This is a genomic window from Pantoea sp. NGS-ED-1003 (assembly GCF_000738765.1).
In the GTDB taxonomy this organism is placed as follows: Bacteria; Pseudomonadota; Gammaproteobacteria; order Enterobacterales; family Enterobacteriaceae; genus Pantoea; species Pantoea septica.
In genome coordinates, this window is the sequence record NZ_JPQA01000009.1 from 199,278 (window position 1) to 221,901 (window position 22,624).

A 22,624-nucleotide genomic window follows, 5' to 3' on the forward strand; every position below is an offset into this window, starting at 1 on the left:
CCATATCTGTTTTTCCATACAGGTGATTCTATGCTGGCACAGCTGACCATCAGTAATTTCGCTATCGTTCGTGAGCTCGACATTGATTTCCAACGCGGTATGACGGCGATTACCGGTGAAACCGGCGCGGGTAAGTCTATTGCCATCGACGCCCTCGGTCTGTGCCTTGGCGGTCGCGCCGAAGCGGACATGGTGCGTCAGGGCGCCGCGCGCGCCGACCTCTGCGCCCGCTTCAACCTCAAGTCCTCGCCCTCTGCGCAGCGCTGGCTGGAGGAGAATCAGCTGGATGACGGCAACGAGTGTCTGCTGCGCCGCGTCATCAGCGCCGACGGCCGCTCACGCGGCTTTATCAACGGTACCGCGGTGCCGCTGTCGCAGCTGCGCGATCTGGGTCAGCTGCTGATTCAGATCCACGGCCAGCACGCGCACCAGCTGCTGCTTAAATCCGACCATCAGAAACACCTGCTTGACGCCTACGCCGGCCATGACGATCTGCTGCGCCAGATGCGCAGCGACTATCAGGCCTGGCATCAGAGCTGTCGCAATCTGGCGCAGCATCAGCAGCTGTCGCAGGAGCGCGAGGCGCGTCGCGAACTGCTGCAGTATCAGCTGAAAGAACTCAACGATTTTGCGCCGCAGGCGAACGAGTACGAGCAAATTGATGAGGAGTACAAGCGCCTCGCCAACAGCGGTCAGCTGCTCTCTACCAGCCAGCAGGCGCTGCAGCTGCTCGCCGACGGCGACGACAGCAACCTCAATAGCCTGCTCTACACTGCGCGTCAGATGGTGACCGAGGTGGTGACGCTGGACGACAAGCTGAGCGGCGTGCTCAATATGCTGGAAGAAGCGGCGATTCAGCTCAGCGAGGCGAGCGATGAGCTGCGCCACTACGTTGACCGGCTCGATCTCGATCCCAACCGCCTGTATGAGCTGGAGCAGCGCATCTCGCGCTATATTGCGCTGGCGCGTAAGCACCACGTCGCGCCGGAAGGTCTGGCGGAGCTGCATCAGCAGTTGCTCACGGAAGCTGAGCTGCTTTCGCAGCAGGAGAGCGATCAGGAGAGCCTGCAAGAGTTAGTAAGCGAACACTATCAAGCTGCTCTGCGCAGCGCTGAGCGTTTACATCAGCAGCGTCAGCAGTACGGCACCGAACTTGAGCAGCTAATCACGCAAAGTATGCACCAGCTTTCTATGCCGCACGGCCGTTTTACTATTGCGCTGGCGTTTAATCCCGACCACCTCACGGCGGACGGCGCGACGCGCATCGACTTCCAGGTAACCACCAACCCAGGCCAGCCTCTGCAGCCGCTGGGTAAAGTGGCGTCCGGCGGCGAACTGTCGCGTATTGCGCTGGCAATCCAGGTGATTACCGCGAAGAAGATGGAAACGCCGGCGATGATCTTCGACGAAGTGGACGTCGGCATCAGCGGCCCGACCGCCGCCGTCGTCGGACGCCTGCTGCGCCAGTTGGGCGAATCGACCCAGGTGATGTGCGTTACTCACCTGCCGCAGGTGGCGGGCTGCGGCCATCAGCACTTCTTTGTCAGCAAAGAGACCGACGGCGCGATGACCGAAACCCATATGCAGGCGCTGGACAAGCGCGCGCGCCTGCAGGAGCTGGCGCGTCTGCTGGGCGGCAGCGAGGTCACGCGTAATACCCTTGCTAACGCGAAAGAACTTTTAGCGGCGTAACTGCCGCACTTTCTTCCCGCTGCGTGGTCATATGCTTGCTCTGTCGATGTAGAGGTTTCCAATAGCGAAAAGGTTTATTATCATCGGCTACTTATGTCGCCTGAATAATAAAGCCTGCCGCAGGCAGAGTTCAGAATTTGATGGCAAAAAAACAGCCTGAGAAAAAGGCGTTTGGCCCCAGAAAAGGAATGTAGAGATGCGCTGTAAAACGCTGACTGCCGCGGCAGTGGTAATGTTGATGATGACCGCCGGATGCTCCACTCTTGAGCGCGTGGTTTACCGCCCAGATATCAACCAGGGCAACTACCTGGTCGCCAACGATGTGGCGAAAATCCACAACGGCATGACGCAGCAGCAGGTCGCCTATACGCTCGGTACGCCGATGATGCGCGATCCTTTCGGCAGCAACGTCTGGTATTACGTGTTCCGTCAGGAGCCAGGCCATGAAAACGTGAAGCAGCAGACGCTGACTCTGACCTTCGACAGCAACGGCATACTGACCAATATCGACAACAAGCCGAATCTGACTGCATCGAAGGACTGATCGAACACGCAACAAAAAAGGCGCCGCTGGCGCCTTTTGCTTTTCTGGCTGGACTGTGGTGACTGACGCTATTTTTTGCCGCCAGCTGAACGCTCAGCGCGCTGACGACGCAGCTCTTTGGGATCGGCGATCAGTGGACGGTAGATCTCTACCCTGTCGCCTTCCTGCAGCGTATCGCCCAGCTTGACCGGGCGGCTAAAGACGCCCACCTTGTTTTGACTGAGGTCGATATCGCGGCGCAGCTCAAGCAGCCCGGATGCGACGATCGCCTGCTCGACGGTGCTTCCCTCTTCCAGCGTGACAACGCGCTGATATTGCTTCTCCGGCAGCGCGTAAACCACCTCAACGGAAATCTCAGGCACTGTAGACCTCTTTGGCGCGCTGAGTGAATGCCTGCACCATGCTGTTGGCCAGCTCTTTGAAGATGCGGCCGAACGCCATCTCCACCAGCATGTTGGTGAATTCAAAATCGAGGCTCAGCTCAACCTTGCAGGCGTCATCGCCCAGCGAGATAAACTGCCATCCGCCGGTAAGCTTGCGGAACGGCCCGTCGACCAGCTGCATATGGATGCGCTGATTGTCGGTAAGCGTGTTGCGCGTAGTGAAGGTCTTACTGATGCCCGCTTTTGAGACGTCTACCGAGGCCGTCATCTGATTTTCAGAGGATTCCAGCACGCGACTGCCGGTACAGCCCGGCAAAAACTGTGGATAGGCATCCACATCGTTGACCAGTTGGTACATTTGCTCAGCGCTGAAGGGCACCAGCGCTGAACGACTAATCTGAGCCATAATGGTTCCTGTTCATCACAAAACCGCTGAATTGTAGCATTTCCAGCGATCAAACAAAAATTCCCCGCATTGAGAGGTGTGCTAGAATATCCCGTTTCCCGGTGCCCCGCTGGACAAGGGGTGCGATGGCCGCCTAAGTGATGTAAAATACGCCGCACTATGACAAAGAAAAAAGTACATAAACCCGGTTCTGCCACTATTGCCCTTAACAAACGCGCCCGTCATGAATACTTCATTGAAGAGGAATTCGAAGCGGGATTGTCGCTACAAGGATGGGAAGTCAAATCGCTCCGTGCGGGTAAAGCCAACATCAGCGACAGCTACATTCTGCTGCGCGATGGCGAAGCTTATCTGTTCGGCTCAACCTTCCAGCCGCTGGCCGTCGCCTCAACGCACGTTGTCTGCGATCCGACGCGCAACCGTAAGCTGCTGCTTAATCAGCGCGAACTCGATTCGCTCTATGGCCGCGTTAACCGCGAAGGCTATACCGTAGTCGCGCTGTCGCTTTACTGGAAGAACGCCTGGTGCAAGCTGAAGATTGGCGTTGCGCGTGGTAAGAAAGAGCATGACAAGCGCGACGACATTAAAGAGCGCGAGTGGAAGCTCGATAAAGCGCGCATCATGAAAAATCGTAACCGCTAATCGCTGGATAGTTTTAAAGTTTTTTGCTAGAGTAGTTAGTTCCTGGGGCTGATTCTGGATTCGACGGGATTTGCGAAACCCAAGGTGCATGCCGAGGTGCGGTAGGCCTCGCTAAAAAACCGCAAAAAAATAGTCGCAAACGACGAAAACTACGCTTTAGCAGCTTAATAACCTGCTAAGAGCCCTCTCTCCCTAGCCTCCGCTCTTAGGACGGGGATCAAGAGAGGTCAAACCCAAAAGAGATCGCGTGGATGCCTTGCCTGGGGTTGAAGCGTTAAATCTAATCAGGCTAGTCTGTCAGTGGCGTGTCTGTCCGCAGCTGCCAGGCGAATGTAAAGACTGACTAAGCATGTAGTACTGAGGATGTAGGAATTTCGGACGCGGGTTCAACTCCCGCCAGCTCCACCAAAATTCTTCAAAGATGATTACCAGAGTCATCTGTAGAAGTCCTGAAAGCCCGCACGGCGCAAGCCTGGCGGGCTTTTTTGTGTCTGTTGCGTCTCATGCATACCTTTTAACCGCCTCTAACTTTTGTTTTTAATCACCTCACAGGTGCATTTCTTATCGCCATTCAAAGGGAAGCAACCGCCTCATGGAGTAAACTCCAGTTCTTATCCATCACGCCTCCACGATGCCAAGCAATACCTCGTTAAACGTCGTCTTCAGGCGAGCGGCTAACGTATAATGCTCAAAACCCTTACGCTCTTAACAAAATAATAAGACTTCAGAATGGAATGCTGATGAAAGCTCAAAACGACAAAAACCTTCTGCTACTAAAAAAGTGTTTGCAGAAAGAAGTGATGATGAATGCTAAGCCGTTCTCCTGGCCAGGAGTCATTCATAAAGCCATTAAATGCCCAAAGCGACGCTACTATTTCTGGTGGCGCATCGCCTCCTACTGGTATCAAAACAAAACAGGCGTTTTAAAGCAGGCCGCGCTGCGAATCAACCGGAAGCTGACGTTGAAATACGGTACAGAGATTGAGTTAGGCGCGAGGATATTACCCGGACTTGTCATCACTCATCATCAAGGGATCGTCATCAACGGGTCTGCCGTTATTGGGCATTCATTCCGTATCAGGCAGAACACCACGATTGGCATAACAGGCAGTAATCCTTCTAAGCTGCCAATTTCAATCAAGATAGGCAATAACGTTAGCATTGGTGCTAATAGCTGCATTATCGCCGACCAGATTGTTATTGGCGATAACGTGGTGATTGGGGCCATGTCATTTATTAATAAAGACCTGCCTGATAATAGTAATGTGATAACGGAGAAGACGATGAGGATTACTATAAGAGAAACAGAATCGCAGGATTTAATGACTGGAAAGGATAGTTAGGCTGTTTCATCCGGAAAGCTCTGGTAGAGGGCGCTGCGGGTTCCTTACTGCTGCTGCACCGCCTTATAGCTGTCCGTCGCCGTCAGCTTCTCGTTATAGCTTGCCCGCTCTTCCCTGGACGCGCCTTCGCCCGGCTCTTTGATATTTTTCGCCGCCAGCTCCGCCTTACCGGCATTGGTGGCCCGTATCTGCCCCTCCGTCCGCGCAATATCCGCCGCCTGATTGCCAATCTCACCAATAAGCTGCGCCTCCTGCAGCCGGTTCTGCTCCTTCTCCTTGTCGAATATCGGCGACAGCGTCTGGTTCGCATGCTCCACGTCCCGGCTCAGCCCGCTCACGTCCTGCGTCTGGTTATCCCGGTCGCGGATAACTATCGCGCCCTCGCTCACCGCCGCCTTCGTCGTTGAGCTGTCGCTGCCGCTGTGGTTCGCTCCCACCAGCAGCCCGTTCGCCATGTTTCCGGCAAACTGACCGGCGATGCTGCCGCCCGTGCTGATGCCCGCGCTCTGGTGCTCCACCTTATAGTCCGCGTGGTTCCCGATGTCGCTGAACCCGAGCGTGCCCGTCTCCAGCCGGTTTTTATCCGCCGCCGCGGTCGAGCCGATTACCGCTCCGTCCAGCTGCGTGTGCTCTCCGACGCTCACGTCAAAGCCGCCTTTGCCCGCGAAGATGCCGGTCTGCTCCTCCACGCTCTGCCAGGTGCTGTGCATCTTGTCGCGCGAGGCGTTGACGCTGGCCAAGCCGGTCATCGAGCCGAAGGTAAAGCTCCGCCCGCGCTGGCGCTCTGCTGCTTCGAATCGTAGCGGTCGCTGTCCTGCTCGCTCGCCAGCGTCAGGTTGCGGCCCACCTCCGCCTTCACCTTCTCGCCGCTCACCTGCGCGCCCTGCAGCAGGGTGTCGCGCCCGCTCACCATCGTTACCTGGTTGCCCGCGCTCACCTGGGTCTCGGTGTGGGTGACGCCGCTGCCCTGCTCGCTGCCTTTGCCCTTGTTGACGCTGGCGGAGACGTTGATGAACCGTAAGAAGGTCAGCGAGTGGCTAGAGTTTTTTCCGAGCGCGCTGAACCAGGCGTGGGAGATGCCGGTTATCATAAGGTAGTAAGTGCGGCTGCAGGGAAGGGTAATCCCGGCCTGGATGGCCGGGATTTGAGCAGCTAAACTTACAAATAAAGACTGTCATCATAGGGCGCATTTGAAAGGGTCTGATCAATCTCCTTTTGTGCTTTAATTTCCCATTCTTTATTCATACTTGCCATAAATGCAATAATCATAGGAAATGCCATACGACGGCCATCTCGCCCGGGCATGCGGTGTTCAAATTCGTATTGGAAAGATATATTTGATACGAAATCTGAAGCAATCCAATAAAGTAGTTCATCAATTGATTTCGTGGTCTTTCTTGAAAATTCGCACCCTCTTTCTGATGAAATATAATTATACATTTCGTTTTCAAATGAAACGTAAGGAGTTCCATCATTAGTGGGTACAGAAAAAACAGTTACAGAATGAGGTGGGTAACCAATTTTCGAAACCAGCTTATCAATTTCGTTCTGAATTTCTTCAATACTAAACAGCATATTAACGATCCTCCCGAATGCATTCATTTTTATAAGCCAATCAATATTCACTCTTTCTTGCATATTAGGCAATATCTGAACACTTCCACCAAGCTCATCAAAAGCAGGCACTATTTTACCTTGCATAACCGGTGATGGTTTGATGAACTCATATTCATGGTATTGCTCAGCTTTTGCGCCTGGGGTTAGAGATCTTTCACCATAAGGTGTTCCTTTAGGTGCTAAAAATGACCCGTTAGGTTTTTCGTTTCTGTCTAGTTTTACCGATTTGCAGGGTTGTTTTAATCGGTTCTTCAGCAAAACCCAATTTCTCCGGCCAGTTCCAGTTGTGAGGATCACAGCGGTATTTATCGTACTGCGACCAGCCGCTTGCTTCTTCGTCAGGGCCTAGCTTAATTGGCTCGGCAGTTCTTCCTAATGATGAAAGCTGTTTTACCGCAACGTTTCGCGTAGGTTTCTCTACCATACTCTTCAGCCCTGACGCACCAGCCAGAGCTCCAACGATAGCCTGTGCCTGTATAGCCCGGTCATAGCGACTAGCGGCAGTATCCCAGCTTACTACCGACTGCTTCGCTATCGCCGTTATAGTCTGATCCCGGCTGATACTTCCTGCATCCAGCCCCTGAAGTATACCTTCAAGGTTGGCGCATCCCGCGGATACAGGCCTTTATAAATCACAAAGATTATGCAAACGCTGTGGAAGGTCTGTAAGTTCTCTGCCCGTGAACAAAGGCAGGTAACGGATCTGATCGCAGTGATCGGTTAGTCGCCGGTAAGATCCGGCGGCTGAAGAAGGGTATATAAGAAGATCCCGGCCGCTGAGGGCTGGGATTCACAAAAATTTATCGGTAATAAAAATACCAAAAAATAAATCCAGTCGGGGGCCCCATCCAGGTTAGCTTGAGGCAAATAAATAAATCCTCTGATGAAAATGAAAATTTATCATTCATATCCCAAGCCAACCATGCTCCGAGTAAGCGACCCAAAATTGTCAAAATAAAAATCACAATGGCCATTGAGCAACATAGATACAAAAGGTTAACTAATGACTTGGTGCTATTTTTCATTGCTTACCTCCGACATCTTTCAGCTTATCTTGAACCATCCCAGATGCAACAGAATCACCGAAGTTACCTACTATTGATGGCAATGGATTTTGCGGAGCTGGTTTTGTTATCGTCCAGACACCTGTCGACACCCATTCGTATTGCTTAGAAATTGGGTTGAGCTTTTTATCAAAAGGAACCTTGATCACATTACCCGCCGCATATCCAACCGATGCCCCTGTTTTACTCAGCAATGCCGCCATGAAGGGATCATCACCGCTGATTTCAGCTTGGTAATAACCGCCTGCCGCATTCCATACCATCGTCGGGTTGTAGCCCTTACTGGCTGTAATCGCACCAATAACGCCTGAACCAATCACGTCTGATAATTTCACTTCGCCTGTGGTTCCGTACTGAATACCTGCGCCTAAACCGGCCCCCATACCTACCGCAATAAGCTGCTCTTTGGTGTTATTGACAGCGTTGGTCATTATCGCTTTCCCTCCCATAACCAGAACAGGCCATGAAGTCGGATCTATAACTACGGACATCACACGGTCGCCTGTGGTGATATTTTCCTTCAGGAATTTCAGATCCGTTCCGTTCAGATAATTCACCAATGCCGCCGCAGACGGATCTTTCAGTTTCTCACTCAGCCGAAACTGGCTGTGACTGGCATCACGGGCAACGTTGGTATCGGCCTGTATCAGCTCTTCCCATGTCACACAGGCAACACCGCCGCCGGTACAGGCTTCCTTAAGCTCTTTACTGTTTTTATTACTGATATTGATGTATTTCTCAACAACCTTATTACAGTCGCCACCGGATTTCTTGCACTCCTGCATTTCCTTATCAAGCTGGCGTGATTCATCTTCGTGTAGCCAGTTATTTTCAACCGCATTCCTTCCCGCCTGCGCTCCCGCCACCGCACCTGCCGTTCCGTCTCCGGCCACGCCGCCCGCCAGCCCGGCCGCCAGCGTCCCCAGCGCGCTTATCGTCTGGCGCTGCTCCTCCGTCAGGTCCTCACGCTTAACCCCCGGATACATCTGCTGCGCGATATACTCGCCCATCGCCGCGCCCGAGGCGCCCGCCAGCGCGCTGTTGCCCGCCGCGTAAGCCGTTACCGCACCCACCACCGCGTGCGCCATCAGGTTCGCCTGTACGTTGACCGAGCCATCCGGATTCAGCGTCTGGTTATGAATAATTTCTGCCAGATAAGGTGCAGACCCGCCAGTTATTGCCTGCGTCAGGTTACCCCCCGCCAGACCCTGCACCGCCGCCGTCGCCGCCTGAATTGCCTGCTGGAGCTTCCCGCCGGTGCCGAACCCGCTCTCACTGAATGCCTGGTTATAGAAGGTCTGGTAAGCCTGCCCGCTGATGTCGCTGGCCGTCGGCTCTTTCCCCGGGTTCGCCTTCCGCCATTCCGCTTCCGCCGCCTTCAGCTGTCCCGGCGTGACCCCCTTCATCCGCTCATTCGCGGCTTTCGTCGCCGCTATCTGCCCCTCCGTCCGCGCGATATCCGCCGCCTGGTTGCCAATCTCACCAATCAGCTGCGCCTCCTGCAGCCGGTTCTGCTCCTTCTCCTTGTCGAATATCGGCGAGAGCGTCTGGTTGGCGTGCTCCACGTCCCGGCTCAGCCCGCTCACGTCCTGCGTCTGGTTATCCCGGTCGCGGATAACTATCGCGCCCTCGCTCATCGCCGCCTTCGTCGTTGAGCTGTCGCTGCCGCTGTGGTTCGCCCCCACCAGCAGCCCGTTCGCCATGTTTCCGGCAAACTGACCGGCGATGCTGCCGCCCGTGCTGATGCCCGCGCTCTGGTGCTCTACCTTATAGTCCGCGTGGTTCTCAATGTCATCCCAGCCCAGCGTCCCCGTCTCCAGCCGGTTTTTATCCGCCGCCGCGGTCGAGCCGATTACCGCCCCGTCCAGCTGCGTGTGCGCCCCGACGCTCACGTCAAAGCCGCCTTTGCCCGCGAAGATGCCGGTCTGCTCCTCCACGCTCTGCCAGGTGCTGTGCATCTTGTCGCGCGAGGCGTTGACGCTTGCCGAGCCGGTCATCGAGCCGAAGGTAAAGCTGCCGCCCGCGCTGGCGCTCTGCTGCTTCGAGTCGTAGCGGTCGCTGTCCTGCTCGCTCGCCAGCGTCAGGTTGCACGCCGGAAAAGCCAGAGACACTCAGCCCCACAACCGCCGCCATCGGATCGCGGGCGCATTATTACAAAGTGGGATACCGGCCTAACAGAGGCCAGCCGAATCCGCTACCACAGCTCATGATCAAAGGCCGCTGGCTGGAAGCGCTGGGTTTTACGACCGGGCAGAAGATAGAGGTAATCAGCGGGCCGGGACAGCTGATCATCCGGCTGGCGACTGAAGGGTAACTGACTGATAAATTAAAATCCCGGCGCGGTGGCCGAGATTAACTATTTATAACTCTCGATATTTGATACCTTCATCATGTTCGTATGATGATGATAAAAAGTCACTAATATTTAGTTCATCACCAACATTTATGGCAATCAAACACAAACCACTTTCAAAAACCAACTTGATGCCTATATAGGCATTCTCTACCGAAGAAAATATCGAATAAACTTTCAATAAGGATTTTCCGATATAATCAACAAATAACGGTAAATTTGAAAGATCCATAATCACTTCCTTGCCATATTCTCCAAGATCAACTCCCTGAACAGGAAAGTCTGTTACTTCCAGAGTTGAACCATCTTTACCACACCTGAAACTGGCTATGTTCTCAGTATTGGAAAAAATAAACTGTAATTGCTGTGGATGTTCGAAGTCAGGCGTTTCAAAAACATAGATTAACCCTCTCACTCCTGAGAGTCTCTTACCAATAACATGGCTAACCCATTCTTGATATTGCCCTAAAGGATTTATCATTTCGGATCGCCCTTAAGTGCATTTTTCACCGATGTATTATTAACCCCATCCTTAAGGATAGTGACAAAACTGCCATCTGGCTTAGTAACAACAACATCATTCCCTTTAATTCTGAAGAATACATCTCCGCGGTTAGCGCCTTGTGATACGCCTTGACCTGCAAATTTACCGGCGACGACCTTATCAGGATTAGAACCGATATCATTTATTATATCTAATACACGTTGCCTGTCTGCCGCATTCGATGCATTACCACCGAAATCTTCAACATGCTTTCCAAGTTTTTTACCTAATTGTGCATTGGTAACTGAAAATGCAGCATTAGATCCGATACCAGAACTGGGTAAAGATGTATGTCCGGGACTCGGTAAATAGCCTGATATCTCATCACTGGCCCTATTAATCAGTTTCGATGCTTCAGCCACATCACCTTTAGCCAGCGCTTTTTCTGCTGTTTTCAGCACCCCTGTAGCAACACGCTCTCCCGGTATCATGGATGCGGCGGCCAACAGATAATCCAGCACACTCTTAGCTTCCGCAACACTTTTCAGGGTTCCCACGACCGGCACGAAGTCAGCACCCTGTGATACCGTATCTTTCAGCGCTTCGCGCCGTTCCATGTACATCTTCACCGAGCAGGCTTCGGCACTCATGCCGCCGCAGTTTGCTTTCTTATAGCGCTCGTTTTCTGCCTCAACGTACTCACCCGCCTTCTGATCCAGCGTCTTGCCTTCAGACTGGGCCTGCGCAATATCACCCAAGGAGTTATTCTCAACCGCATTCCTTCCCGCCTGCGCCCCGGCCACCGCACCCGCCGTGCTGTCACCCGTCACGCCGCCCGCCAGTCCGGCCGCCAGCGTGCCCAGCGCGCTTATCGTCTGGCGCTGCTCTTCCGTCAGGTCCTCACGCTTAACCCCCGGATACATCTGCTGCGCGATATACTCGCCCATCGCCGCGCCCGAGACGCCCGCCAGCGCGCTGTTGCCCGCCGCGTAAGCCGTTACCGCGCCCACCACCGCGTGGGCCATCAGGTTCGCCTCGACGTTCACCACCTCTTTGCCGTTCGCATCCTTCGTGGTGGTCATGTCGTGGATGACCTCCGCCAGGTAAGGTGCCGCCGCACCGCTGGCCGCCTGCGCCAGGTTGCCGCCCGCCAGCCCCTGCACCGCTGCCGTCGCCGCCTGAATGCCCTGCTGGATGGCGCTGCCCGTTCCCCACTGTAGCTGCGCCGCCTTATAGCTGTCCGTCGCCGTCAGCTTCTCGTTGTACTTCGCCCACTCGTCCTTCGACGCGCCTTCTCCCGGCTCTGTTATGCCGTTCTTCGCCAGCTCCGCCTTACCGGCATTGGTGGCCCGTATCTGCCCCTCCGTCCGGGCGATATCCGCCGCCTGGTTGCCAATCTCCCCTATCAGCTGCGCCTCCTGCAGCCGGTTCTGCTCCTTCTCCTTGTCGAATATCGGCGAGAGCGTCTGGTTCGCATGCTCCACGTCCCGGCTCAGCCCGCTCACGTCCTGCGCCTGGTTATCCCGGTCGCGGATAACTATCGCCCCCTCGCTCACCGCCGCCTTCGTCGTTGAGCTGTCGCTGCCGCTGTGGTTCGCCCCCACCAGCAGCCCGTTCGCCATATTTCCGGCAAACTGACCGGCGATGCTGCCGCCCGTGCTGATGCCCGCGCTCTGGTGCTCCACCTTATAGTCCGCGTGGTTCCCGATATTGCTGAACCCCAGCGTGCCCGTCTCCAGCCGGTTTTTATCCGCCGTCGCGGTGGAGCCGATTACCGCCCCGTCCAGCTGCGTGTGCTTCCCGACGCTCACGTCAAAGCCGCCTTTGCCCGCGAAGATGCCGGTCTGCTCCTCCACGCTCTGCCAGGTGCTGTGCATCTTGTCGCGCGAGGCGTTGACGCTTGCCGATCCGGTCATCGAGCCGAAGGTAAAGCTGCCGCCCGCGCTGGCGCTCTGCTGCTTCGAGTCGTAGCGGTCGCTGTCCTGCTCGCTTGCCAGCGTCAGGTTGCGGCCCACCTCCGCCTTCACCTTCTCGCCGCTCACCTGCGCGCCCTGAAGAGTGGTGTCGCGCCCGCTCACCATCGTTACCTGGTTGCCCGCACTCACCTGGGTCTCGGTGTGGGTGACGCCGCTGCCCTGCTCGCTGCCTTTGCCCTTGTTAACGCTGGCGGAGACGCTGATGCCCATGCCGCCCTGGCCAGCGCCGATGCCCACGCCCAGGCTGCCGCCGTGGCTCTCGTTTTTCCCCTCCAGCGAGGAGGTATTCGCGGCCGACAGCAGGTTCAGATCCCGGTTGGCCGACAGCAGCACATCCTTGCCGGCCTGCAACTGGCTGCCCTGCACCGTCAGGTCGCCGTCGGCACCTTTCACGCCGCTGCCGCGCGCCACCACGCTCAGGTTGTCCCCCGCCGTCAGGCTGCTGCCCTGGGCGGTGCGCTGCTCGCTGCGCTGCGTGGAGGTAGAGGACTGGCTGCCGTAAGAGAGGCTGACCCCGATGGCGTTGTTGTTCTCCGGGCTGTTGCCCTGCGCCGCCGCCAGGCGCGCGGCCTGCGTTGCCTGCACGCCGCTGAGCGCGGCTTTGGTGCCCTGTAGCGCCGCCAGCCGTCCGCTGTCGGCGGACTTCGCCTCCTGCACCGTCTGCGCCGCCGTATTGAGCGCGCTGCCCACCGTGCCGGAGAGCGCCAGCGTCAGGCCGGAGGTTTTCTGCTCCACCTTATGGGTCTGGCTGCTCTGGTTCTGCGCCGCGGTGACGCTGACGTCGCGCCCGTCCAGCGTCAGGTTTTTGCCGGCGATAAGTTCGGAGCCGTTAACGTCCAGACGGTTGCCCGCCTCCAGCGTCACGTTGCCGTTCACGCTGCCGACGGTGCTGCCCTGGTTCGTCACATCCTGCGCCGTGTCGGTGGTTTTCAGGCTCTGCGTGCCGTAACTGAAGCCGATGCCACCGGTGCCCGACAGCCCGCTCTTTTTCTCCTGCGCCAGATGCTGTTCGCTGTTGCGCTCCGTCGCGCCCGCCACGCTGAGATCGTTGCCCGCCTGCAGCGCGACGTCGCGCGTGCCGGCGATCTGGCTGCCCTGCACGCGCAGGTCATTACCTGCCGCAACCGTGACGCTGTCGCCGCTCAGCGCGCTGCCCTGCGCCGTCTGGCGCGCAATCAGATCGCGCGTGGTGGTGGTGCTCTTCGACAGCCAGCCGCTGCTGCCGGTCACCTTATGCCGCTCGTCCAGATCCTGGGTGTTCTCACCATTCGTCAGCGAAACGTCCTGCCCGGCGGTCAGCGCCAGCGCGAGGTCGGCCGACAGGGTGGCGGTGCGCGCCTTAAGATCGTTGCCTGCCAGCAGCGAAACGTCGCCTTTGCCCACCACTTCGCTGCCGATCTCCTGCGTATTGCCCTGCTGCAGACTGTTGTCGCCGTCCCAGACGATATCGTCGCGGCTTGCAGTGGTGACGGTATTAAGACTGAGGTCGCGGCCCGCATGAAGCACCGTCTGGCTCGACTTGCCGCTGTTGACCACCTGCGCCGCCGTCAGGTTGATATCGCGTCCCGCCTGCAGGATCAGCCTGCCGTCGTCGCCCTGCACGTACATGCCCGCCACGCTGTCGACGGTGGTGCGCGCAAAGCTGTTGTCGTCGCTGCGGCTCTCAACGCTGCGCGTGGTGCTGATGGCGTTGATATCCCGTCCGGCGCTGGCCAGCAGCGCGTCGGTGCCCTGGATCACGCCGCCGATGTTGTTGATATCAGTGCGGGCGGCGAGATCGACGCTGGCGCCCTTGATGGTGCCCGCCAGGTTAGTGATGTTGTCGGCGCTCAGCTTCACCACTTCGCGTCCGGCCAGCGTGCCGCTGTTGAACAGGCCGCCGCCCAGGTTCAGGTTGAGGTTGCGGCCCGCAATCAGCGCGCCGCTGCCGTCGACATCGCCAGGCTGAACGCGCGCGTAAACCTGCGGCACCAGCACCGTCTGGGTGGAACCATCCGGCAGCCTGACCTGCGCGTTCACCAGCCAGACGATATCTTTGGTCAGCAGCGCCATCTGCTGCGGCGTCAGCGCCACGCCGAGCGTCAGGTGGTATTCCTGACTGAAGTCGATGGCGTTGTTCATCAGCGCCTTGTACTGGTCTTCGTCGTTGCTGTAGCCGTCCAGATAGCGCTGACCCGTCAGGTTGATCACCTGTTCCCGGATCAGGCGCTGCTCATAGTAGCCGTCGCCCAGGCGTTTCAGGACGTTGTCGCTGTTCTGCGTCAGCCTCTCCTGCATATAGTCGCTGCTCAGCCACTGCTTCTCCTGGGTAAAGCGCGGATCGGTCTCCACCAGGTATTTGCCGCCGGGCGACGGATTGGTTTTGAACAAGCTGTTGTCCGGCAGGCGCGTATCCGGCCCGACGATGCGCACCACGCGCGCCGCTTCGCCCTGCTGCGGCACGACGCTACTGGCGACTTCAAAACGCTGCCCCGGCTTCAGGGCGGCGGCGGCGATAGCGGGCAGCGCGCCGCTATCGACCGCCTGCCAGTCAGGCGCAAGCGCGCTGCCCGCCACGGCGGCGCTGACGCCGCCGGTATGGCCGATCGCCGCGTCGGTGCCCTGCGCGCTCTGCGGCGCCAGCGAGACTGGCGTACCGCTAATGTCGCCGTGATCGACCAGCTGGCTCGGCTTCAGCGCAATCGTCTCAATCACCTCCGGCGGCGCATAGGCTGACTGTTTTTTGCCCTGGCTGTCGCCGCCTTTATGGCGGATGCGGTAGTAGCTGGTGACTTTACCGTCGTCGGTGGTGATGCGCTGGCCCGCCACCTCGACGTTGTCGAGCTCGCCCGCGTTCATCGTCAGCGTGTTGCCCGCTACGATTTGGCTCTTATCGTTGAACACCTTATCGGCGTTCACCGTCATATTGCCGCCTGCGATGATCTTCGCCGGATCGCTTTCGGCGATCTGCGTCTCCTGCACCGTGCGGGTGTAGTCATACTGGGTGAAGCGGTCGTGGTTGCTGCCGGTTTTGCCCGGCGTGTTGAGGTTCCGCAGCGAGTCGGCGGAGTTGCGATCGACAAACACGCCCGGCTCGCCCGCTTTCCAGCGCACGGTGTCGCCCGACTGCTGATACTCGGTGATCGCCTCAGTGGAAACGGTCGCCAGCTCGGTGCTGAAATGGTCGTTGACGTTATTGATCTGCCCGGCGTCGATCTGCATATCGCCCGCCGACTCGATGGTGGCGCTGTGGTTGTTAAGGGTGTCGGCCCTGCCGGTCGCCAGCCCGCTGGCGTCCAGCTGCCCGCCCAGCGCCATATCCCCCGCGCTGTAGATCAGGCCGTGATCGCGGTTGTTCAGCGTCTGAACGCCGATATCGACCCGCTCGCGCCCCGCCAGCGTGGCAGCGGTGCCGTTTTCCGCCAGGTTATTGAAAGTGCCGGCCTGCACGCCGACCGTATCGCCGTAAATCCGGCCGCTGCCGATGTTGGTTAAGGTGCCGGCTTTGAGCAGCGTCTGCTTGCCGTCGATCAGGCCGTAGTTGGTGAGCTGCCCGTTGAGGGTTAGCCAGTCCTGCCCGGCATTGATCTCGCCGCTGGCGGCGTTCAGCAGATTGCTGGCGCGCAGATCCAGCTTGCCGCCCGCCAGCAGTTTGCCGCTGTTGACGACGTCGCCCGGCGTGGTGAAGTTGAAGCTGCCGTTGGCGATCATCTCGCCGCTGTTGTTCAGGCTCTGCTGGCTGACCAGCGTGATATCGCCGCGGGAGAGGATCTGGCCGTCACCGCCGATGCGATCGGCACGGATCGTCAGCGATCGGCCCGCCTTGACGCCGCCCGCGCTGTTGGTCAGCGCCAGACCGTCGCCCTGCAGCAAAAGATCCTCTCCGGCAGAGAGTTCGCCCTGGCTGTTGTCGACGCTGCCCCGGCTGTTGATGGCCAGCTGCCGGTCGGCCAGCAGCGTGCCGCGCTGGTTGGCGATGCTGTCGCTGGTGACGTTGAGGTTTGCCGCTTCGATGCCCTGCTGCGCGCCCTGGGTATCCTGATTATTGAGCTGCAGCGCGTTGATCACGGCGGTCGCGCCGCTGCGGATAAGACCGGCGGCGTTATCAATAACGCCCTGCGCGCTCGACAGCAGCAGATCGCCGACGCTCTGGATCTGCCCGCCGCGGTTATCCAGATGCGCGGTGGTGAGGCTGGCCGCCTGCTCGCTCACCACGCGCCCGCTATTGCGGTTATCCAGCTCGCCGCTTTGCAGGCTGAGGTCGCCCTTCGCGCCCAGCGTGCCGCCCTGATTGTCGATATCGCCGCCTTGCAGGCTGAGATCGCCCAGGCTGTAGAGGGTACCGTTCTGGTTGTCGACGCCCTGGCCGTGGCTGTCGACGAGCACGCTACCGCCCTGCAGCAGGCCTGCCCGGTTATTCAGCGCCGATGCGGTATCGAGACGCAGCGCGTTTAGCATCGATGTGGTGTTGAGGCGCAGCGCGTTCTGCGGCGATGCGATGTCCAGGCGAAGCTGATCCTGTGCCACCAGCGTGCCAGCTGCATTATTCAGGCTGCCCGCCGCCAGCTGCAAGGCTTTTCCGCTCAGGGCCAGCCCTTGCGCGTTCTCCATCCGCCCGGCGCGGATCAGCATCTCGCCCTGGCTGGTCAGCCCGCCTTTCTCGCCGCTGTTCTGGTTGAGCAGCGTATCTACGCCGATATCGAGACCATCGCCGCTCTGGATAAGACCGCCGTCGCTGTTGTCGAGCGTGCCGCCGCGCATCGTCAGCGCCTGCTGCGCCGCCAGCTGTCCGCCGCGGTTATCCAGCGCGTCGACGCTCAGGCTACCTATGTCGCCGCTCGCCAGCACGCCCTGGCCGTTAAGCAGCTCGCCGGCCGTGACGCGCAGCGCCTTGCCTGCGCCGATCGTGCCGCCCTGGTTATCGAGCCGCTGCGCAGCCTCCAGCGTTAGCCCCTGGCCCGCCTTGATGGCGCCGCTCTGGTTGCTGACGCTCGCCGCAGCGGCGGAAAGCGCCGCCTGCGAGGCGAGCGTGCCGCGCTGGTTATCCAGCTGTGCGCCGTCTAGCTGGAGATCGCCCTGGCTGGCGATAAAGCCCTGCTGGTTGTCGATCGCCCCGGCATTAAGCGTAAGCGCGCCCAGGCTGCTGATGCCGCCTTTGCTGCCGCTGTCGCGGTTGCTCAGCGCATAGCCGTGCGTGTCGATACGGGCGTCACCGCCCGACTGCAACAGGCCCGCGTCGTTGGTCAGCGCGCCGTCGCTCTCAATCCGCAGTTGCTGTTTGCCCACCAGCGTGCCGCCGCTGTTGTTCAGCGCCTGCGTGGTTAGCTGGGTAGCGCCGCCGCCCGCCAGCATCCCCTGGCGGTTATCCAGCTCGCCGCTGCGCAGCGTCAGCGCGCCGGCACTCAGGATGCCGCCGCTGTCGCCGCTCAGCTGATTGCTCAGGCGCGCGCCGTGCGTGTCGAGCAGCAGATCGCCGCCCGCCTGCAGCAGCCCGCCGTCGTTGTTGAGCGCGCCGCTGTCGCTGCGCAGCGTGCCTGATGCGGCGATGACGCCGCGCTGGTTATCCAGCGCGCGCTGGCCCAGCCCCAGCTGGAGGTTATCGCCCAGCAGCGTACCCTCCTGATTGTCCAGACCGGCGGCGCTGAGGGTCAGATCGCCCTTCGCCTCAATACGGCCCGCCTGATTCGCCAGCGCCTGCTGCGTGCCGAGGCTGGCGGCGCCGGTTGCCGCCGACGCGCGGCCTTGGCTGTTGTCCAGCCGATCGGCGTTCAGCCTGAGATCGCGGCTGGCCGCCAGTTCGCCCTGGCGGTTGTCGACCGCGCCGCTGACCTGCGCCGTCAGGCTGCCCTGCTGTGCGGCGATGATGGCGCCGGAGCGGTTATCCAGCGCCGCAGCTTTGAGGTCGATATTGCCGTTGCCCGCCAGCTGGCCGCCCTGGTTATTCAGGGCGCCGCGCGTATGCAGCCGCATCTCGCCGCTGCCGCTCTGCACCAGTTGGCCCTGCTGATTCGACAGGCTGTCGACATCGGCGTCGATCTGCTGCGCGGAGGTCGTTCCCTTGTCGAGGTTAAACTCGCCGTCGCGCAGGCTGAGCTGACCGTTGGAAAGCAGCTTGCCGCCTTCGCCCTGCAGACTACGCGCGTCGATGGTCAGCGCGCCGCTGCCGGCATGGGCGATCTCGCCGGACTGGTTATCGAGCGTATCGGCGTTCAGGGACAGGCTGCCGCTGTTGCTGGCAATGCGTCCGCCGCGGTTATTCAGGCTGCCCGGCAGCGCGATAGCGAGGTCGTCGCCGCCGGTTTGCGTAATCTGGCCCTGCTGGCTGGAGAGATCGTGCGCCTGCAGATCGAGCTTGCTGGCGGTCAGCGCGCCGCCGTCGTTATCCAGCATTTTGCCGGTGCGGGCAGCGAGCTGCTGCTGCGCCACCAGCGTGCCGCCGCGCGTAGCGATGTCGCCGTCGCGCGCCTCGAGGGTGATGTTTTTTCCCTGCGTACGGCTGCCGCTGAGATCCAGGCGCTGGCCGCGCGCGGTCAGGCCGCCGCCCGCCAGGTTCTCACCCTGGGCGCTCAGCGCGCCATCGGCCGCGAGCATCAGATCCCCTGACTCGCCGAGCCTGCCGTCATCCTGCACGCCTGCGGCAAGGATGCCTGACGTCGCGCTGTTGAGACGAGCGGCCTGCAGCGTAACGTTATTGCGCGCGGCGACGGAGCCGCTGTTTTGCAGCTCTGCCGCGCTGGCGACCGTGGCGCTGCCGCCGGCGAAGAGCGCGCCGCTGTTGTTCAGGCCCTCTCTGGTGGCGACCTGCAACTCGCCGCTGCTGCGTATGCTGCCGCTGTTTTCGATGCGGCCGTCGGCGGTGATGGTTACCGCGCCGGCCTGGGCGCCGATGTTGCCCGCGTTGCGCACGCCGACGCCCGCTTCGGTGCCGATCAGGCGGATTTTCCCGGCATACATGCCGCCGAGGCTGGAGACATCCAGCGCCACCTGCGGACGCGAAGCGGCATCGTCGCCCTGTTTCGCGACCTGCTGATGCGCCGCATCCACCTGGTTGCGTCCGGTGGTGACGTTCAGATCCTTAGCCCAGACGCTGGCGTTGATTTTCACCGAGCGAGCGATAATGTCGGTGTAGTCCTGGCGTGAGTTGTCCATGCCCGCGCCTTCGACCGCCACCTCGCCGCGCTCGACGTTAAAACCGGTGAGGTTGCCGTTATTCATCTGCGCCTGACCGGTGGTGAGCGTGGCGCGGTTGGCATTGATAAATCCGCAGCCGTTGCAGGTGATGCCGGACGGGTTAGCGATCACTACCTGCGCTTTTTGTCCCGCCACTTCAACAAAGCCGTTCAGGCGGCTGGGATCGCGCGAGCCAGGGGTTGCCGCTCACCATGCCGCCCAGTTCGGTCTGCACGTTTTTGTGGGAGTTATTGAGAATGGCGCCCTGCTGCCCGACGTCGAACTGGCTATAGCTGTTGCGCGACACGCCGCCGGCGGAAGGGGTCTGAATATTGATCTGCGGCGTGCCGTTGGCGCTGTTGATAATGGTCGGCTGCTGACCGCCCGGCGCCTGCGGATCGGCGACGATGGCGGCGCTGGCGGGCTGGATGACGCCCATCGCCAGCCAGAGGCTAAAGCTCAGCGCGCCAACCCGGCCGATGAGTCGGCTGAGCGTGCGGCCCAGGCCCGATGCGCGTGCGCCGCCTGCGCGGCCTGAACCGGCAATATCAGCCACCACCATCAGCATGCCGCGCGCTTTGTTGAAAATAATGCGGTAGAGGTTTCTGTTCATCTAATGTCCCTATCAGATTTGCGGTAACGCCACGGCGAGCGGATGCGCCTGTCGCCACTTTTTGGCCGCCTCGCGGTTAACGCTGGCGCCATGAAAATTCAACACGCGCTTGCCGCGCTGTTCGCCGCGATGGTCTAACGCCCGCCAGCAGGCGTGAGGAAAGAGGTCGCGGCGCACCAGACGGCTCATCGCCGCGGTATGACCAAACGGCGCGATCCAGTCGCAGCACCACATGCGCTCGCCGCTGTTCCAGTCCTCGGGCGGGAAATGGATCGCAGGCAGCGTGAGATAGCGCGCCTCGGCCTCTTCGTTCAGCCAGGCCCAGCTAAAGAAAAAAACCGGCTCGCCCGCTTCGGCGACCAGCACGTACTGCTGCCTTTTGACGATCGGCAGCAGCAGCGTCGGCAGCGCGTGCAGCGGCGCGTCGCGATGCAGCAGCGAGTGCATCCAGAGCCAGACCGCGGCGCCCAGCACTTCCGCTTCGCTCTCTTCGCCGCCGAGGATCAGCGGCGATTTAATCTCATAGTTTCCCGCGCGCATGCTCAGTAGCTCCAGTTGAGGTTGAAGCCGAGCGTGACGTCGCTGGTGCGCAGACCGTCCGGTTTAGAGAGCGGCGTGCCGATAAACAGGTCATAGCCGGTGTTAAAGGCCTGCCCGCGCAGCCCTGCCACGCCGCCCGCCAGGTGCTGGCCGGTGAGCAGTTCGCTGCCTGCGCCGCCCACCTCGCCATAGTCCACGCCGAGATAAAGCTCCTGCGCGGGCAGCGGCGTGCTCCAGGCGATGTCGTTGCGCAGATACCAGCCGCGGCTGGCGTTGAGCGTGCGCTCGCCGTCGAAGCCGCGCACCGTCCAGCGGTTGCCGATGGAGAACTGCTCCTGTGGCGTGAGCGGCGTGCTGCTCATCTGGCGTAGATACTGCATGTTGTAACGAAAACGCTGATCGCCGATGCGGAACGGCAGGTTGAACTGCGCGTTAAGCTGCACGATTTTGCTCAGCGCCGTCGCCTCGCCGAAATACTCCTCCGGCGCAGGCTGAGCGCCGAACCAGCGCGTGCCGCGCTGATAGCTGACGCCCGCGTCCAGCGTCGCCTGGCGGATATAGTGGCGGTGCTGCAGGCCGATACGCCAGGCGGCGGTCTGTCGCCGCTGCACCTGCACCTCGGTGTCGTTGATATAGTTGCGGGTTTCGCGCGTCAGCACGTCATAGGTCAGCGACGTTTTCTGCGAGCCGCTGCGGTGCAGCACGCGGCTGAGCTGCAGATCGAGGCTTTTGCTTTTTCCGCTGTAGCGGTAATCCTGATTCGTGCCGGCGACCGTCTGGTGATAGTCGTAATCGCTGCCCGTTACGGAGAACATCCAGTAGCCGAACGGCACCGAGTAGTGGCCGGTGAAGTTTTTGCTGCCCTTGCCGCCCTGGCCTTGCAGATCGTGCGTGGCCGACAGATAAAAGAGATCGCTCAGCGCAAAGGGATTGTCGAGCGACAGCGTGACGCCGCCCAGGTAGCGGCCGGTGCTGCGGGTGCCGGAGTCGTCCAGCGACAGGCCGACACGCCACATTTTTTGCTGCTTCCAGCGCACCTGGATATCGCTTTCGCCTGGCTGTTCGCCGGGCACCACCGACATATCGGCCTCCACGGTCGGCAGCCGCTGCAGGTTTTCCAGCCCCTGCTCGATATCGCGTAAATCAAGCAGGTTGCCGGCGTGCGCGGGAAAAGCGCTGTAGAGCCAGAGATGACGATCGCTCTCCGGCGTCAGCTTCGCCTCCCGCACGTAGCCGGGCAGGATCACCAGCCGCAGCGCGCCGCTGTTGAGATCCTGCGAAGGCGCCAGCACGCGCGTAGTGACATAGCCGTGATCCACCAGCCGGTTTTGCAGGGCGCTCATCAGCAAGTTAATGCCCTGCGCGCCCAGACATTTTCCCTGCGCCTGGCTGGCGATGCGACGCAGCGGCAGCCAGTGCGGCAGCGCCTGCTGTCCCTGCAGCTCGACGCGCGCGATGGGAAAACAGGGTTTTTCAGCGGGAAAGTCGATGCGTCCGAAGCTGGAAGCGGGCGGCGAAAGCCGCACGTCGGGTGCCTTCGGTTCAATTTGCTGCTCCAGCGCCTGCTGGCGCTGTTGTTGCTGTCGGATCTGTTCGTTAGCGTCAGGAAGCGCGTCGGCGGCAGCGGCCTGCGTGGTTAAAAAAGCGCCAGCCAGCAGAGAGAAAGAGAGCGGAATAGATTTGTGCCGAAGATGCATCAGACAGTCCCTGTCGCGTAAAGTAATCGTAAATTATGTTAATTTAAGTAAAACTGGCTGCGTATTATCCATAAATTCGGGTTAGCGACAACTCTCTTCTGATGAATTTTCAGGCGGATTG

14 protein-coding genes, 1 other RNA gene and 1 pseudogene are annotated in these 22,624 nt (G+C 59.6%); 6 read left to right on the forward strand and 10 right to left on the reverse strand.

Translation table 11 applies throughout. The annotated features are described in order from the left end of the window. The first annotated feature begins 30 nt into the window (after positions 1 to 30). Together recN and bamE are read left to right on the forward strand one after the other, a co-directional pair. Complete coding sequence (recN, locus tag JS46_RS18245; RefSeq protein WP_033754045.1) at positions 31 to 1,692, forward strand: DNA repair protein RecN; 1,662 nt, start codon at positions 31 to 33, stop codon at positions 1,690 to 1,692. Between the two features lie 196 nt (positions 1,693 to 1,888). Further along, positions 1,889 to 2,236, forward strand: coding sequence for an outer membrane protein assembly factor BamE (gene bamE / locus JS46_RS18250; protein WP_033754048.1), 348 nt, complete (start codon positions 1,889 to 1,891; stop codon positions 2,234 to 2,236). A 68-nt stretch (positions 2,237 to 2,304) separates the two neighbouring features. On the opposite strand, the gene JS46_RS18255 is transcribed toward bamE, so the two are convergent. Together JS46_RS18255 and JS46_RS18260 are read right to left on the reverse strand one after the other, a co-directional pair. Beyond that, the gene (locus JS46_RS18255; protein ID WP_033754051.1) at positions 2,305 to 2,598 is read right to left on the reverse strand and encodes an RnfH family protein; all 294 of its coding nucleotides are present in this window, start codon (positions 2,596 to 2,598) and stop codon (positions 2,305 to 2,307) included. Next, on the reverse strand, positions 2,591 to 3,025 hold the full coding sequence (locus JS46_RS18260) for a type II toxin-antitoxin system RatA family toxin (RefSeq protein ID WP_033754055.1): 435 nt from the start codon (positions 3,023 to 3,025) through the stop codon (positions 2,591 to 2,593). Before JS46_RS18260 ends, JS46_RS18255 begins: the two co-directional genes overlap by 8 nt. Positions 3,026 to 3,184: 159 nt before the next feature. Here JS46_RS18260 and smpB point away from each other — a divergent pair, with 159 nt between their 5' ends. From smpB to JS46_RS18270, 3 genes are all read left to right on the forward strand, one after another. Then, positions 3,185 to 3,667, forward strand: coding sequence for an SsrA-binding protein SmpB (gene smpB / locus JS46_RS18265; protein ID WP_033754058.1), 483 nt, complete (start codon positions 3,185 to 3,187; stop codon positions 3,665 to 3,667). A 44-nt stretch (positions 3,668 to 3,711) separates the two neighbouring features. Next, positions 3,712 to 4,075, forward strand: a transfer-messenger RNA (tmRNA) gene (gene ssrA / locus JS46_RS23570). A gap of 332 nt (positions 4,076 to 4,407) precedes the next feature. Next, on the forward strand, positions 4,408 to 5,010 hold the full coding sequence (locus tag JS46_RS18270) for a serine acetyltransferase (protein ID WP_033754060.1): 603 nt from the start codon (positions 4,408 to 4,410) through the stop codon (positions 5,008 to 5,010). Positions 5,011 to 5,188: 178 nt separating this feature from the next. Here JS46_RS18270 and JS46_RS23095 read toward each other — a convergent pair. The 3 genes and pseudogenes from JS46_RS23095 to JS46_RS23100 form a co-directional block, all read right to left on the reverse strand. Further along, positions 5,189 to 6,022, reverse strand: a pseudogene (locus JS46_RS23095) (hemagglutinin repeat-containing protein); the annotation flags it as partial. Positions 6,023 to 6,168: 146 nt separating this feature from the next. Continuing rightward, positions 6,169 to 6,885 (reverse strand): Imm63 family immunity protein, encoded by a 717-nt coding sequence (locus JS46_RS24390; protein ID WP_160173337.1) that lies wholly within the window; start codon positions 6,883 to 6,885, stop codon positions 6,169 to 6,171. A 763-nt stretch (positions 6,886 to 7,648) separates the two neighbouring features. Beyond that, complete coding sequence (locus JS46_RS23100; protein WP_051905651.1) at positions 7,649 to 9,802, reverse strand: VENN motif pre-toxin domain-containing protein; 2,154 nt, start codon at positions 9,800 to 9,802, stop codon at positions 7,649 to 7,651. Positions 9,803 to 9,822: 20 nt separating this feature from the next. On the opposite strand from JS46_RS23100, the gene JS46_RS23580 reads away from it, so the two are divergent. Then, positions 9,823 to 10,005 (forward strand): SymE family type I addiction module toxin, encoded by a 183-nt coding sequence (locus JS46_RS23580; RefSeq protein WP_072010460.1) that lies wholly within the window; start codon positions 9,823 to 9,825, stop codon positions 10,003 to 10,005. A 46-nt stretch (positions 10,006 to 10,051) separates the two neighbouring features. Here JS46_RS23580 and JS46_RS23585 read toward each other — a convergent pair whose 3' ends face one another. Genes JS46_RS23585 through JS46_RS18305 form a run of 5 tightly spaced genes read right to left on the reverse strand, consistent with a single transcriptional unit; the run spans position 10,052 to position 22,503 of the window. Then, positions 10,052 to 10,525, reverse strand: coding sequence for a hypothetical protein (locus tag JS46_RS23585; protein ID WP_072010461.1), 474 nt, complete (start codon positions 10,523 to 10,525; stop codon positions 10,052 to 10,054). Beyond that, the gene (locus tag JS46_RS18290; RefSeq protein WP_051905652.1) at positions 10,522 to 19,809 is read right to left on the reverse strand and encodes a hemagglutinin repeat-containing protein; all 9,288 of its coding nucleotides are present in this window, start codon (positions 19,807 to 19,809) and stop codon (positions 10,522 to 10,524) included. The genes JS46_RS23585 and JS46_RS18290 overlap by 4 nt, the downstream gene beginning before the upstream one ends. Before the next feature lies 1 nt (position 19,810). Then, positions 19,811 to 20,266, reverse strand: a complete 456-nt coding sequence (locus JS46_RS24760; RefSeq protein ID WP_033754063.1) for an ESPR-type extended signal peptide-containing protein — start codon at positions 20,264 to 20,266, stop codon at positions 19,811 to 19,813. Between the two features lie 12 nt (positions 20,267 to 20,278). After that, complete coding sequence (locus JS46_RS18300; protein ID WP_033754067.1) at positions 20,279 to 20,806, reverse strand: toxin-activating lysine-acyltransferase; 528 nt, start codon at positions 20,804 to 20,806, stop codon at positions 20,279 to 20,281. Between the two features lie 2 nt (positions 20,807 to 20,808). After that, a complete protein-coding gene (locus JS46_RS18305) occupies positions 20,809 to 22,503 on the reverse strand; it encodes a ShlB/FhaC/HecB family hemolysin secretion/activation protein (RefSeq protein WP_033754071.1) in 1,695 nt (564 codons plus the stop codon). Between the last annotated feature and the right edge of the window lie 121 nt (positions 22,504 to 22,624).

What these genes read in the sequence shown, in the direction of transcription:
- smpB (WP_033754058.1), top strand. Translation starts at nt 3,185, where the DNA reads ATGACAAAGAAAAAAGTACATAAACCCGGTTCTGCCACTATTGCCCTT.
- JS46_RS24760 (WP_033754063.1), bottom strand. Translation starts at nt 20,266, where the DNA reads ATGAACAGAAACCTCTACCGCATTATTTTCAACAAAGCGCGCGGCATG.
- JS46_RS18260 (WP_033754055.1), bottom strand. Translation starts at nt 3,025, where the DNA reads ATGGCTCAGATTAGTCGTTCAGCGCTGGTGCCCTTCAGCGCTGAGCAA.
- JS46_RS18270 (WP_033754060.1), top strand. Translation starts at nt 4,408, where the DNA reads ATGAAAGCTCAAAACGACAAAAACCTTCTGCTACTAAAAAAGTGTTTG.
- recN (WP_033754045.1), top strand. Translation starts at nt 31, where the DNA reads ATGCTGGCACAGCTGACCATCAGTAATTTCGCTATCGTTCGTGAGCTC.
- JS46_RS18305 (WP_033754071.1), bottom strand. Translation starts at nt 22,503, where the DNA reads ATGCATCTTCGGCACAAATCTATTCCGCTCTCTTTCTCTCTGCTGGCT.
- JS46_RS23585 (WP_072010461.1), bottom strand. Translation starts at nt 10,525, where the DNA reads ATGATAAATCCTTTAGGGCAATATCAAGAATGGGTTAGCCATGTTATT.
- bamE (WP_033754048.1), top strand. Translation starts at nt 1,889, where the DNA reads ATGCGCTGTAAAACGCTGACTGCCGCGGCAGTGGTAATGTTGATGATG.
- JS46_RS18300 (WP_033754067.1), bottom strand. Translation starts at nt 20,806, where the DNA reads ATGCGCGCGGGAAACTATGAGATTAAATCGCCGCTGATCCTCGGCGGC.